The organism is Phenylobacterium deserti (genome assembly GCF_003254705.1).
Lineage (GTDB): Bacteria > Pseudomonadota > Alphaproteobacteria > Caulobacterales > Caulobacteraceae > Phenylobacterium > Phenylobacterium deserti.
Genome location: NZ_QFYR01000001.1, coordinates 1,036,053 through 1,048,008, shown reverse-complemented (window position 1 = coordinate 1,048,008; position 11,956 = coordinate 1,036,053). Strand labels below are relative to the sequence as shown.

The window sequence follows — 11,956 nt, the reverse complement described above, 5'->3', positions numbered from 1 at the left end:
CTAGAGCGCTTCGCCCCGCAGCAGCCGCGGCAGGTCGCCCACGGCGCCGCCCGCTTCCTGCATAAAGAACCGGCGCGCGGGTCCGATGCGGTTGACCACGCTCATACCCACGCCCCGTGCGACCCGCAGCAGGGGGTTGTCGTTGGAAAACAGCCGCACGAAGGCGTCCATGCCGGCCGACAGGGTCATGGTGTCGAACCTGCGCCAGGCTGCATAGCGCTCCAGAACAGCTTCCGACCCGATGTCCTCGCCGAGGCGCTGGGCGTCGACGATCACCTCGGCCAAAGCCGCAGCGCCCTTGAGGCCGAGGTTCAGCCCCTGCCCGGCAATCGGGTGTACGCCATGGGCCGCATCGCCCAGCAGGGCCACACGCGGGCCGGCCAGCTGCTCGGCGATCTGAAGGTTCAGCGGATAGGTGAAGACCGGCCCTTCCAGCACCGCCTCGCCCAGGTACTCGCCGAACCGGCGCTGCAGGTGGGCGTGGAAGATCTCGGGCCGGGCGTCCTTCAGGGCCGCGGCGCGCGCCTGGCTTTCGGTCCAGACAAGGCTCGCACGGTCGTCGGTCAGCGGCAGGATGGCGAAGGGGCCGGACGGCAGGAAGAACTCGTGCGCGACGCCGCCGTGCGGCTTGGCCAGACGCACCGTCGCCACCACGCCGGTCTGCTTGTAATCCCAGCCCAGGGCGCCGATGCCAGCCGCCTCGCGGATGACGGAGCCGCGCCCTTCGGCGCCGACCACCAGGGGGGCGGTCAGCACGCGGCCGTCTTCCAGTTCGACGCTGGCCGCACGGGCATCGAAGCGGGCGTTGCGGACCCGGGCCGGCGCCAAGACCTCGACGCCGGCCGCCTTAAGCGCAGCGGCCAGGGCGGCGCGGGTGTGGCGGTTCTCCATCAGGTAGCCCAGCGGCTCGCCATCAGAGCGGCCGGCGATCTCGTCGGAGTCAAAGCGCAGGAAGAAGGCGTGCGGCGCGCCGGCCGAAGCGCCGGGCGTGCGGCCGTCGGTGACCAGGATCTGCTCGATGCGCTGGGCGTGCGGCTCCAGCGCTTCGGCCAAGCCCAGCGCCCGCCACTGGCGGAACGCGGCGTAGGCGATGGCGTGGGAGCGCCCGTCAAAGGTCGGCTCGAGCTGCGCGCTGACCGGGGCCGGGTCGATCAGGATCGGCTTCAAACCTGCGCGCGCCAGCGCCAGGCCCAGAGTCGCGCCGGCGATCCCCGCGCCCGCGATGATGACGTCGGCGTCGAACTGCTGGCTCATCTCTTCATCCGCTAGCCGGCATGGGAGAGGAGAGCCTCAGCCCTCCTCGTCTTCCGAGAAGCCCATGATGTGGAAGCCGGCGTCCACGTGGATCAGCTCGCCCGTGGTGGACTTGCCGAGGTCGCTCAGCAGCCACAGGGCGCAGCCGGCCACCCCTTCCATGGAGGTGTCTTCCTTCATGGCCGACAAGGAGCGGCCCTTGGCCAGCATGCCGCGGCCGCCGCTGATGCCGGCCAGCGACAGGGTGCGCATGGCGCCCGGCGAGACCGCGTTCACGCGGATGCCCTTGGGGCCAAGGTCGCGGGCGGCGTAACGGACGGCGCTTTCCAGCGCGGCCTTGGCCACGCCCATGGTGTTGTAGTTCGGGATCGCCCGCTCCGAGCCCATGTAGGTCAGGGTGATGATCGACCCGCCGCTCTCCGGCATCATGTCGGCCGCCCGCCGGGCGCAGTCCACGAAGCTGAAGGCCGAGATGTTCATGGCGCGCAGGAAGCCCTCGCGCGTGGTGTTCTCGACGAACGAGCCCTTCAGCTCGTCCTTGTTGGCGAAGGCGATGGCGTGGACGAAGAAGTCGATCTGGCCGAAGGCGTCCTTCACCGTCTGGAAGGCGGCGTCCATGGAGGCGTCGTCGGTGACGTCCACCGGCGCGGTGACGGTGACCCCGATGCTTTCAGCCAGCGGCTGAACGCGGCGTTCCATGCCAGGAAGGTGCAGCAGGGCGATCTCGGCGCCCTGGGCGGCCAGCTGGGACGCGATGCCCCAGGCGATGGACTGGTGGTTCGCCACGCCGGTGACGATCCCCTTCTTGCCCTTCATCAGCTCGCCCTTGGGCATCTGATAGTCGTCGGCCACGCGCCATCTCCAAGCTTTTGTCGTTCGGGCGGTTTTTGGACGGGGCCGGCGTCAAGGGCAAGCGTGGATAGCGCCGCCCGCAGGGAGAGGCGGTTTGCCGGCTTAGCCCTTGGCTCGCTTCTCGCGAACGCCAATGATGATCGCCAGGAAGAAGATTCCGATCGCCGCCCCGAACAGGAAGCCGGCGAACCAGTCTGCGGACATGCCCAGCACGTTACCTTCGCGCCGTGACAGGACGATGCCGATCACCAGCAGCGCTGCGCCGACGGCGGTCAGGCTGTTCGATTTGGCCCCGCGCATGTGCTCTCTCCCGTTCGCGCCAGACTAGGCGCGAAGCGGGAGAGGCTGCAACGTCTGGCTCAGACCCGGCTCATCACCAGGCAGCCGTTGGTGCCGCCGAAGCCGAAGCTGTTGCTCATCACCGTTTCCAGCTCGACGTCCTTGCGCTGGCGCAGGATCGGCAGGCCTTCGAACGCCGGGTCGAGGGTCTCGATGTTGGCGCTCTCGGCGGCGAAGCCGTTGTTGAGCATGAGCAGGCTGTAGATCGCCTCCTGCACCCCCGCCGCGCCCAGGCTGTGCCCGGTCAGCGACTTGGTGGAGGAGATCAGCGGCGCATTGTCCCCGAACACGGTGCGGACCGCGTCCATCTCCTTGGCGTCGCCCACTGGCGTCGAGGTGCCGTGCGGGTTCAGGTAGTCGATGCGGCGGTTGCCGGCCTGCTCCATGGCGAGGCGCATGCACCGGATCGCGCCCTCGCCGCTGGGCGCCACCATGTCGTAGCCGTCCGAGTTGGCCGCGTAGCCGACGATCTCGCCGTAGATCTTGGCCCCACGCGCCTTGGCGCGCTCGAGCTCTTCCAGAACCACGATGCCCGCCCCGCCGGCGATCACGAAGCCGTCGCGGTTCACGTCATAGGCGCGCGAGGCTACCGCCGGCCGATCGTTGTAGCCGGTGGTCATGGCGCCCATGGCGTCGAACAGCACGCTGAGCGTCCAGTCGAGCTCTTCCACGCCGCCGGCGAACACCACGTCCTGCTTGCCCATGGCGATCTGCTCGAACCCCGTGCCGATGCAGTGGGCGGAGGTGGCGCAGGCCGAGGAGATGGAGAAGTTCAGGCCGCGGATCTTGAACCAGGTGGCCAGCGTCGCCGACGGCCCCGAGCTCATGGCCTTCGGCACCGCGAACGGGCCGATGCGCTTGGGGCCGCGCGTGCGGGCGGTTTCCGCCGCTTCCACGATCACCCGGGTGGACGGGCCGCCGGAGCCGACCACCAGGCCGGTGCGCTCGTGGCTGACCTCGCCCTCTTCCAGGCCGGCGTCGGCGATCGCCTGTTCCATGGCGATGTGGCCATAGGCGGTGCCGGGCGCCAGGAAACGCGCCGCTCGCCGGTCCACCATGGACTCCCACTCGAGCTGCGGCGGGGCGTGCACCTGGCACCGGAATCCCAGTTCCGCATACTCCGGGGCCGCGACGGTCCCCGACTTGGCCTCGCGCAGCGAAGCCAGCACTTCATCGGCGTTGTTGCCGATGGATGAGACGATGCCCAGTCCGGTGACCGCCACGCGGCGCATCAAGCTTACTCCCTCCGTGTGGCCCGCCCCTTGTCCGCGGACCCGTTTCTTATTCTCAGACCAGGTCTTCGGCGGAGAACAGCCCGACCCGCAGATCCTTGGCCTCATAGATCGGCTTGCCGTCCGCCAGCAGGACCCCGTCGCCGACGCCCATGACCAGCTTGCGCATGATCACGCGCTTCAGGTCGATCTTGTAGACCAGCTTGCTGACGTTGGGGGTCACCTGGCCGGTAAACTTCACCTCGCCCACGCCCAGGGCGCGGCCGCGGCCCGGCGCGCCGGACCAACCGAGGAAGAAGCCGACCAGCTGCCACATGGCGTCGAGGCCCAGGCAGCCCGGCATAACCGGGTCGTTGATGAAGTGGCAGGCGAAGAACCAGAGGTCCTCGCGGATATCCAGCTCGGCTTCCACATGGCCCTTGCCGTAGGCGCCGCCGGTCGACCCGATCGAGGTGATGCGGTCGAACATCAGCATGGGCGGCGCGGGCAGCTGGGCGTTGCCCGGCCCGAACATCTCGCCCCGGGCGCAGGCCAGGAGCTCTTCCAGGGTGTAGCTGGAGGGGCGGGCCGGAGTGTCGGCGGCTTGGCTCATGGTCGGTATCCGGCCTCGATAAACAAAGGGGCTTCGCCTAGCACGAGGCGGAGCAGCGGCTCAACGGCATTGCGGAGGCTCGGCCGTGCCCCACAGCTCGCCTTCGCGAACCCAGCCGCCGGTTCCGTCCACCTTTACGCGGCACCAGCCCTTCTCGCACCGGACCAACGCGGCGAGCGCACGGGAGTTCAGATAGGCCTCCGGCGAGGCCTGGTCCTTGGGCTTGCGGCGCAGCACCAGCGGCTGCGGACGGGTGTTCATGACCATGCGCCGGCCGTCGGTGGTCCGCTTGTGGACCCAGGCCAGCCCGCCTTGCGGATCGCAGACCCGACGCCACTCGGCGGTTTCGGCCACCACCTGAACCGGCAGGCCCTTGGCGCTGTAGACCCACATCAGCCGGTGGTCGTTGCCGGGACCCGAGCGCGCGTTCACCTTGTCGAACTTCAAGGACACATATCGCGGCACGGGCAGGCCGGAGGGCGTCGCCCGCTCAGGCGCAGCCCAGGCGGCTCCCGCCAGCAAGGTCAGAGCCGCCGCCCAAAGCGGCGCCTGCCGCATCCTGCGTCTTTCCGACGCCAGCTTGCCTTGGCCGCCCATGGACCCTTTGCTAGAGCTTTTCACAACCCGACCGCCTCCGAAGCGGCGCCCCGGAAACGCCCCCTTTTCAGTTCGCACATGGCCGCCCGCAAGCCGAAAGTCATCGTGACGCGCAAACTTCCGGAGCCTGTCGAGGCGCGGATGGGTGAGCTGTTCGACGCCGAGCTGAACATTTCCGACGCGCCCATGAGCCGCGAGCAGCTCGTGGACGCGGTCCAGCGGGCCGATGTCCTGGCCCCGACCATCACCGACCGGATCGATGCGGCCCTTCTCGAAAAGGCCGGACCGCAGCTCAAGCTGATCGCCAACTTCGGCGCGGGCGTCGACCACATCGACGTGGCCGCGGCCAACGCCCGGGGCGTGACCGTCACCAACACGCCGGGCGTGCTCACGGACGACACCGCTGACCTGACCATGGCCCTGATCATGGCCGTCAGCCGGCGGATCGTGGAAGGCGCCAATCTGACCCAGGCGGGCCAGTTCCAGGGCTGGTCCCCCACCTGGATGCTCGGCCGGCGCATCACCGGCAAGAAGCTGGGGATCATCGGCATGGGGCGCATCGGTCAGGCCGTCGCCCGCCGGGCCCGGGCCTTTGGGCTAGAGATCCACTACCACAACCGCAAGCCAGTCAGCTCACGCATCGCCCAGGAGCTGTCGGCCACCTACTGGGAAAGCCTCGACCAGATGCTGGCTCGAGTGGACATCCTGACGGTCCATGCCCCGCATACGCCCTCCAGCTATCACCTGCTGTCGGCTCGCCGGTTGAAGCTGCTCCAGGCGCACGCGGTGGTGGTGAACACCGCCCGGGGCGAGATCATCGACGAGAACGCGCTGGGCGAGATGCTGGCGGCGGGCGCCATCGCCGGCGTCGGCCTGGACGTGTTCGAGCACGAGCCGGCGATCAATCCCAAGCTGCTGGGCAAGCCCAACGCCGTCCTCCTGCCCCACCAGGGCTCAGCCACCATCGAGGCGCGGGTGCAGATGGGCGAGAAGGTGATCATCAACATCCAGACCTGGCTGGACGGCCACCGCCCGCCGGATCGGGTCATCCCGGCGATGCTCTGAAGGGCGTCGCCCAATCTGCTGGCGCCCGCCGCCCGTTTACCAGGCAAGTGTCTGTTTTTCCGGCGAAGTCCGCCTTTGAGATCGCAAGGTTATCGTAACCCGTTAGCCATCATTCTGATGGGCGTGCGGCCGGACCCGCCGCGCGTTTGGGGGAAGGCCCTTGTCCGAAGACGCCAGCGTCGCTCCCGAGCGAATCCTCGAGCTGTCGAACCGGCTGTCCACCGTGGCCGGCTCCAGCATCGGCGAGATTGCGTCCATCAACCGCGAAGCCAAGATGCTCGCCATCAACGCCATGATCACCGCCGCACGCGCCGGGGAAGCGGGCCGCGGGTTCATGGTGGTGGCCGAGGAATTCCAGCGCATCTCCGGCTCGATCGACGAGGTCACCAAGGCGTTGGAAAGCCAGGTGAAGGCCGACCTGTCGGAACTGTCCGCGGTTGGCGCGGCGATCATCGACCACGTGCGCGGCCAGCGCCTCGCCGACCTGGCGCTCAACGCCATCGAGATCATCGACCGCAACCTTTATGAGCGCACCTGCGACGTGCGCTGGTGGGCGACGGACTCGGCGGTGGTCGAGTCGGTGGAGAACGCCTCGCCCCAGACCTGCCGCCACGCCAGCCAGCGGCTGAAGGTGATCCTCGACGCCTACACCGTCTATCTCGACCTCTGGATCTGCGACCGCGACGGCCGGATCGTCGCCAGCGGGCGGCCCGACCGCTATCCCCGCGTGCAAGGCTCCACCGTCGCCAGCGCGGACTGGTTCAAGCGCGCCTTGGCCACGCGGACGGGCGACGACTTCGTCAACTCCGACGTAGGCCGCGCGCCGCTGCTGGGGGATGCCCCGGTCGCCACCTACGCCGCAGCCATCCGCCGGGGCGGCCGTTCGGACGGCGAGGTGCTCGGCGTGCTCGGCATCCACTTCGACTGGCAGCCCCAGGCGCAGGCGGTGGTGGACGGTGTCCGCCTCACCGAGGAGGAACGCGCCCGTTCCCGCGTCATGCTGCTGGACGCCTCCGGCCGCGTGCTGGCCGCCTCGGATCAACGCGGCGAGCTGGTGGACAGCTTCCGCCTCCCCGCCGGCGTCGAAGGCATGGGCAGCTACGCCGACCACGGCGCCACCATCGGCTACGCCCTCACCCCCGGCTACGAAACCTACAAGGGCATGGGCTGGTACGGCTGCATCGTCCAGAAAGCGCCGCAGCCGGTCGCGAGCGCCACCCCCGCCGCGGTGCGCGCGGCTTAGCCCCTACCACCCTCACGTCTCTCCCAAAGCGCGAGGGTTAAACCTCGCCGCCCCCGCACACCGGACACTCCGGATCGCCCGCTACCCGCACGGTGCGCGTTTCCGCGGCGAGGGCGTCGTAGATCATCAGCCGACCGGTCAGCGCTTCGCCGGCGCCGGTGATCAGCTTCACCGCCTCCAGGGCCATCATCGAGCCGATCACGCCCGCCAGTGCTCCGACAACCCCGACGCGCTGGCAGGTCTCGGCGTCCGGCGGGATCTCCGGCACCAGGCAGCGGTAGCAGGGCTGGCGGCCGAACACGCCCACCTGACCGGTCCAGCGGCCAATGGCGCCGGACACCAGGGTCTTGCCGTGCCGCACGCAGGCGGCGTTGACGCAGAAGCGGGTGGCGAAATCGTCGGTGCCGTCCAGCACCAGGTCCACCCCGTTCACCAATTCGTCGGCGCTCGCCTCATCGAACACCCCTTCGTAGCCGCCGACGAAGATGTGCGGGTTCAGCGCCGCCAGCCGGTCGGCCGCCGCTTCCGCCTTGGGCTGGCCGATGTCGGCCTCCGTGTAGATCACCTGCCGCTGGAGATTGGAGCGGTCGACCACGTCGGGGTCGGCCATCAGCACCGTTCCGACGCCGGCCGCCGCCAGGTACAGGGCGGCCGGCGCACCCAGTCCGCCCGCGCCGACGATCAGCACGCTGGCGTCCTTCAGCTTCTGCTGTCCAGGTCCGCCCACCTCGCGCAGCACCAGATGGCGCGCGTAGCGTTCGACCTCCTCGTCACTGAACCCCATGGCTGTCGCCTTGACCTCGCCGCACCCTCTGGCCACATCGCAAGCCATGGCTCAGAACCAAGGCTCTGCTTCTTTCCCCGATTGGCACGGGACCACAATCGTCGCCGTGCGCAAGAACGGCTCCACCGTGATCGCCGGCGATGGACAGGTGTCCATGGGCCAGACGGTGGTCAAGGGCAACGCCCGCAAGGTGCGGCGCCTGGCGGGCGGCCGCGTCGTGGCGGGCTTCGCCGGCGCCACCGCCGACGCTTTCACCCTGATCGAGCGGCTGGAAGCCAAGCTCGAGCAGTATCCCGAGCAGCTGGCCCGCGCCTGCGTCGACCTCGCCAAGGACTGGCGAACGGATCGCTACCTGCGCAAGCTTGAGGCCATGCTGATCGTGGCCGACAAGGACGTCATTCTCACCGTCACGGGGGTCGGCGACGTCCTGGAGCCCACCCATGGCGTGGCCGCCATCGGCTCGGGCGGCAACTTCGCCCTGGCCGCCGCCCGCGCGCTGATGGACACCGACCTGGACGCCGAGGCGGTGGCCCGCCGCGCCATGGCGATCGCCGCCGAGATCTGCGTCTACACCAACGGAGAGCTGACGGTTGAGGTGGTTTAGCGCCCTGGCGCTCGCCGCCCTCGCCCTCCCTCTGTCGGCCGATGCGGCCGATCCGGCGCCGGTGATCGCCGCGGAGCGCGCCTTCGCCGCGCGGGCGGCGGAGGTCGGCGTCGCCCAGAGCTTTGTGGACTTCATGACCCGCGACGCCCTGATGTTCGCGCCGGGACCGGTGAAGGCCTACGACCTCTACGCCCCACGCCTGCCGGGCAAGGGGCCGAAGGACGGTGCGCCCCTGCTGGCCTGGTGGCCGGCTTTCGCGGGGATCGCCCGCTCCGACGAACTCGGCTTCACCACCGGACCTGTGGAAAGCGGCGGCAAGCGCGCTCTGCACTACTTCACTGTCTGGAAGAAGCAGCCGGACGGCTCGTGGAAGTGGATCTACGACGGCGGCGTGCCCAACGACGCCTCCGCCTCGCCCGGTCCGGACGCGCCCGTCCGCGCCCTGGGTCCCTCCGACGCGCGGCCTCTCGCGCCGGCCGCGGCCTTCGCCCAGGTGCAGGCGGCGGAAGCCACGCTCGCGGAACACGCGCGCATGGATGCGTCCGCCGCTTACCTTGCCGTCTTGGCTGAGGATGGCCGGATCCAGGCCTCCCCCTTGCCTCCGGCCGAAGGGCTAGCCGCCTTCCGTCGCGAACTCGCCGCCCGCGCCGCGCAGATCCGCTTCACCGCCCGCGGTGGAGAGGCTTCCCAGGCGGGGGACCTCGCCTGGACCTGGGGCGACGCTGCGTGGCTCCAGGCTGGCGAAGCTCGCCAGGGCCATTATGTGCGTATCTGGCAGCGCCGGCCGGCGGGTTGGCGCCTCGCCTACGACCAGATCCTCGAAGTGAAGCCGCCGCCGCCGCGGCCGCAAAGCCAACCCCAAGGCTAGATGACCGAATTCTCTCCCCGCGAGATCGTCTCCGAACTCGACCGCTTCATTGTCGGCCACCCGGAAGCCAAGCGCGCCGTGGCCGTGGCCCTGCGCAACCGCTGGCGCCGTCGCCGCGTGCCCGCCGACCTGCGCGACGAGGTCACGCCGAAGAACATCCTGATGATCGGGCCCACCGGCGTCGGAAAGACCGAGATCGCCCGCCGGCTGGCCAAGCTCGCCCAGGCGCCCTTCCTGAAGGTGGAAGCCACCAAGTTCACCGAGGTCGGCTATGTCGGCCGCGACGTGGACCAGATCGTCCGCGACCTGGTGGAAAGCGCCATCGGCATGGTGCGGGAAAAGCGCCGCGCGGCCGTTCGCGCCCGGGCCGAAGCCGCCGCCGAGGAGCGAATCCTCGACGCCCTGACCGGCCCCGGCTCCACCGCCGCCCGCGAGTCCTTCCGCAAGAAGCTCCGCGCCGGCGAGCTGGACGACAAGGAAGTCGAGCTGACGGTGGCCGACACCGCTTCGCCCTTCCCCATGATGGACATCCCTGGCCAGCCCGGCGGCTCCGTCGGAATGCTCAATCTCGGCGACATGTTCGGCAAGGCGTTCGGCGGCCGCACCCGCACGCACAAGACCACCGTCAACGGGGCCTGGGCGCCGCTGATCGCGGAGGAAAGCGACAAGCTGCTCGACCAGGAAGCCCTGACCCAGGAAGCGCTCGAGCTGGCCGAAAACCAGGGCATCGTCTTCCTGGACGAGATCGACAAGGTGGCCTCCCGCTCGGAGCGTCAGGGCGCGGACGTGTCCCGTGAAGGGGTTCAGCGCGACCTGCTGCCCCTCATCGAAGGCACCACCGTCTCCACCAAGTACGGGCCGGTGAAGACGGACCACATCCTGTTCATCGCCTCCGGCGCCTTCCACGTGGCCAAACCCAGCGACCTGCTGCCCGAGCTGCAGGGCCGTCTGCCCATCCGCGTGGAGCTGAAGCCCCTCACCCGCGAGGACTTCCGCCGCATCCTTACCGAGCCGGAAGCCAACCTGATCCGCCAGCACCAGGCTTTGCTGGCGACCGAGGGCGTGACCCTGGTCTTCACCGACGACGCTATCGAGGCCCTGGCCGACGCGGCCGTGGCCGTGAACGGCTCGGTGGAGAACATCGGCGCCCGCCGCCTGCAGACCGTGCTGGAGAAGGTGCTGGAAGAGGTGAGCTTCACCGCTGCGGACCGCTCGGGCGACACGGTCACCGTGGACGCCCCCTATGTCACCAGCCGGATCGGCGAGCTCTCCCAGAACGCCGACCTCAGCCGGTTCATCCTGTAGCCTAGCCCCGGTGCCGCCGCGCTTCGCTGATCGCCCGCTCCAGCGCGCGGGCGAAATCGGCGCGCTCGCGGGGGCTCAGCACCTCGGCCACGGCCACTTCCCGGCCCGACAGCGACAGCTTCAGGGCCGTGGTCCGCTCCTCCTCCCGCTCCACGGTGATGCGGGTGAAGGCGGTGGGCGAGCGCCAGACCTCCCGGCTCCATTTGGGCGTCTCGTGGGTGATGCTGATTTCGTGCGGCGTCACCCGCACCCTCTCCACCGTCCGCCCCGATCGGTAGCTGGCCAGGAAGGCCACGATCACCGCCAGCAGATCGAAGCCCAGGAAGATCGGCACGAACGTCGCGCCCATGGCCAGGAACACCGCCGCCGCACTGAAGTTGGCGAAGGTGATCACGCCGAGCAGGATCAGGAAGCCCCGCTGCGACAGCGAGCGGTTGGGCCGGATCTCGGCGTCCATGTACAGGGCGGCGACTGCGCTCATCGCCGGCGACATTAGGACTGGAAATCGCCTTGGCGGAAGAGGCCGGCGCAGCCATCTTCCGCTCCCATGGCCCGACCTGCCGCAAAGAAGCTCAAGCCTGCCGAACGGGCGCGCATCGAGGAACTGTTCCACCGCTTCGAAAGCCTGGAAAGCGACCCACGCACCGAGCTCGACTATCGCGACGCCTACACCCTGGTGGTGGCTGTCGCCCTCTCGGCCCAAGCCACCGACGTTTCGGTCAACAAGGCCACCGCGCGCCTTTTCGAAGCGGCTGACACACCCGAGGCCATGCTTGCCCTGGGCGAAGAGGGGCTGAAGCCCTTCATCTCCTCCATCGGCCTCTACAACACCAAGGCCAAGAACGTGATCGCCGCCGCCCGCATCCTGGTGGAGCAGTACGGCGGCCAGGTCCCCCTCGACCGCGCGAGCCTGCAGGCCCTGCCCGGCGTCGGGCGCAAGACGGCCTCGGTGGTGCTGAACGAGCTGCGCATCGAGCCGGCCATCGCCGTGGACACCCACGTCTTCCGCGTCTCCCACCGGCTGGAGCTGGCCTTCGGCAAGACGCCCGACCACGTCGAGGCCGAGCTCATGGCCATCGTGCCCGAGCCCTACCTGTGGCGCGCCCACCACTGGCTCATCCTCCACGGCCGCTACACCTGCACCGCCCGCCGCCCCAGGTGCGAAGAGTGCCCCGTCGCCGACCTCTGCCCCAGCCGCCACCTGTTCTTAGGGCGCTGACG

14 protein-coding genes are annotated in these 11,956 nt (G+C 69.4%); 6 read left to right on the top strand and 8 right to left on the bottom strand.

Features of this window, described 5'->3' with window-relative positions; translation table 11 throughout:
• The 6 genes from DJ018_RS05205 to DJ018_RS05180 all read right to left on the bottom strand — a co-directional run bounded on the left by DJ018_RS05205 (position 1) and on the right by DJ018_RS05180 (position 4,827).
• Positions 1–1,254: a UbiH/UbiF/VisC/COQ6 family ubiquinone biosynthesis hydroxylase gene (locus DJ018_RS05205; RefSeq protein WP_111513795.1), complete on the bottom strand. Its 1,254-nt coding sequence runs from the start codon at positions 1,252–1,254 to the stop codon at positions 1–3.
• Between the two features lie 36 nt (positions 1,255–1,290).
• A complete protein-coding gene (locus tag DJ018_RS05200; protein ID WP_111513794.1) occupies positions 1,291–2,106 on the bottom strand; it encodes an enoyl-ACP reductase FabI in 816 nt (271 codons plus the stop codon).
• 102 nt (positions 2,107–2,208) lie between these two features.
• Positions 2,209–2,406, bottom strand: a complete 198-nt coding sequence (locus DJ018_RS05195) for a hypothetical protein (RefSeq protein WP_111513793.1) — start codon at positions 2,404–2,406, stop codon at positions 2,209–2,211.
• A 59-nt stretch (positions 2,407–2,465) separates the two neighbouring features.
• Positions 2,466–3,677: a beta-ketoacyl-ACP synthase I gene (gene fabB / locus DJ018_RS05190; RefSeq protein ID WP_111513792.1), complete on the bottom strand. Its 1,212-nt coding sequence runs from the start codon at positions 3,675–3,677 to the stop codon at positions 2,466–2,468.
• 55 nt (positions 3,678–3,732) lie between these two features.
• Positions 3,733–4,269 (bottom strand): 3-hydroxyacyl-[acyl-carrier-protein] dehydratase FabA, encoded by a 537-nt coding sequence (fabA, locus tag DJ018_RS05185; protein WP_111513791.1) that lies wholly within the window; start codon positions 4,267–4,269, stop codon positions 3,733–3,735.
• A 60-nt stretch (positions 4,270–4,329) separates the two neighbouring features.
• Positions 4,330–4,827, bottom strand: a complete 498-nt coding sequence (locus DJ018_RS05180; RefSeq protein WP_111514687.1) for an SH3 domain-containing protein — start codon at positions 4,825–4,827, stop codon at positions 4,330–4,332.
• Positions 4,828–4,944: 117 nt separating this feature from the next.
• Here DJ018_RS05180 and DJ018_RS05175 point away from each other — a divergent pair, with 117 nt between their 5' ends.
• Both DJ018_RS05175 and DJ018_RS05170 read left to right on the top strand, forming a co-directional pair.
• Complete coding sequence (locus tag DJ018_RS05175) at positions 4,945–5,931, top strand: 2-hydroxyacid dehydrogenase (RefSeq protein ID WP_111513790.1); 987 nt, start codon at positions 4,945–4,947, stop codon at positions 5,929–5,931.
• A 160-nt stretch (positions 5,932–6,091) separates the two neighbouring features.
• Positions 6,092–7,174 carry a methyl-accepting chemotaxis protein gene (locus tag DJ018_RS05170; protein ID WP_111513789.1) on the top strand — a complete coding sequence of 361 codons (1,083 nt, stop codon included), beginning with the start codon at positions 6,092–6,094 and terminating at the stop codon, positions 7,172–7,174.
• Between the two features lie 37 nt (positions 7,175–7,211).
• Here the strand turns inward: DJ018_RS05170 and DJ018_RS05165 are convergent, their stop codons facing one another.
• The gene (locus DJ018_RS05165; protein ID WP_111513788.1) at positions 7,212–7,958 is read right to left on the bottom strand and encodes a HesA/MoeB/ThiF family protein; all 747 of its coding nucleotides are present in this window, start codon (positions 7,956–7,958) and stop codon (positions 7,212–7,214) included.
• On the opposite strand from DJ018_RS05165, the gene hslV reads away from it, so the two are divergent.
• Genes hslV through hslU form a run of 3 tightly spaced genes read left to right on the top strand, consistent with a single transcriptional unit; the run spans position 7,957 to position 10,735 of the window.
• Complete coding sequence (gene hslV, locus DJ018_RS05160; protein WP_111513787.1) at positions 7,957–8,562, top strand: ATP-dependent protease subunit HslV; 606 nt, start codon at positions 7,957–7,959, stop codon at positions 8,560–8,562. The genes DJ018_RS05165 and hslV overlap by 2 nt on opposite strands.
• Positions 8,549–9,430, top strand: coding sequence for a YybH family protein (locus DJ018_RS05155; RefSeq protein WP_111513786.1), 882 nt, complete (start codon positions 8,549–8,551; stop codon positions 9,428–9,430). Before hslV ends, DJ018_RS05155 begins: the two co-directional genes overlap by 14 nt.
• Positions 9,431–10,735: an ATP-dependent protease ATPase subunit HslU gene (hslU, locus tag DJ018_RS05150; protein ID WP_111513785.1), complete on the top strand. Its 1,305-nt coding sequence runs from the start codon at positions 9,431–9,433 to the stop codon at positions 10,733–10,735.
• A 1-nt stretch (position 10,736) separates the two neighbouring features.
• Here hslU and DJ018_RS05145 read toward each other — a convergent pair whose 3' ends face one another.
• The gene (locus DJ018_RS05145) at positions 10,737–11,216 is read right to left on the bottom strand and encodes a DUF2244 domain-containing protein (RefSeq protein ID WP_165842799.1); all 480 of its coding nucleotides are present in this window, start codon (positions 11,214–11,216) and stop codon (positions 10,737–10,739) included.
• Positions 11,217–11,282: 66 nt separating this feature from the next.
• Between DJ018_RS05145 and nth the strand changes: the two genes are divergently transcribed.
• Positions 11,283–11,954, top strand: coding sequence for an endonuclease III (gene nth / locus DJ018_RS05140; RefSeq protein WP_111513783.1), 672 nt, complete (start codon positions 11,283–11,285; stop codon positions 11,952–11,954).
• The last annotated feature ends 2 nt before the right edge of the window (positions 11,955–11,956 follow it).

Bases quoted from the DNA above. Each gene is read 5' to 3' on its own strand.
- fabA (WP_111513791.1), bottom strand. From the start codon at position 4,269: ATGAGCCAAGCCGCCGACACTCCGGCCCGCCCCTCCAGCTACACCCTG.
- DJ018_RS05180 (WP_111514687.1), bottom strand. From the start codon at position 4,827: ATGCGGCAGGCGCCGCTTTGGGCGGCGGCTCTGACCTTGCTGGCGGGA.
- hslV (WP_111513787.1), top strand. From the start codon at position 7,957: ATGGCTGTCGCCTTGACCTCGCCGCACCCTCTGGCCACATCGCAAGCC.
- DJ018_RS05205 (WP_111513795.1), bottom strand. From the start codon at position 1,254: ATGAGCCAGCAGTTCGACGCCGACGTCATCATCGCGGGCGCGGGGATC.
- DJ018_RS05175 (WP_111513790.1), top strand. From the start codon at position 4,945: ATGGCCGCCCGCAAGCCGAAAGTCATCGTGACGCGCAAACTTCCGGAG.
- fabB (WP_111513792.1), bottom strand. From the start codon at position 3,677: ATGCGCCGCGTGGCGGTCACCGGACTGGGCATCGTCTCATCCATCGGC.
- DJ018_RS05165 (WP_111513788.1), bottom strand. From the start codon at position 7,958: ATGGGGTTCAGTGACGAGGAGGTCGAACGCTACGCGCGCCATCTGGTG.
- nth (WP_111513783.1), top strand. From the start codon at position 11,283: ATGGCCCGACCTGCCGCAAAGAAGCTCAAGCCTGCCGAACGGGCGCGC.
- DJ018_RS05195 (WP_111513793.1), bottom strand. From the start codon at position 2,406: ATGCGCGGGGCCAAATCGAACAGCCTGACCGCCGTCGGCGCAGCGCTG.
- DJ018_RS05145 (WP_165842799.1), bottom strand. From the start codon at position 11,216: ATGAGCGCAGTCGCCGCCCTGTACATGGACGCCGAGATCCGGCCCAAC.
- hslU (WP_111513785.1), top strand. From the start codon at position 9,431: ATGACCGAATTCTCTCCCCGCGAGATCGTCTCCGAACTCGACCGCTTC.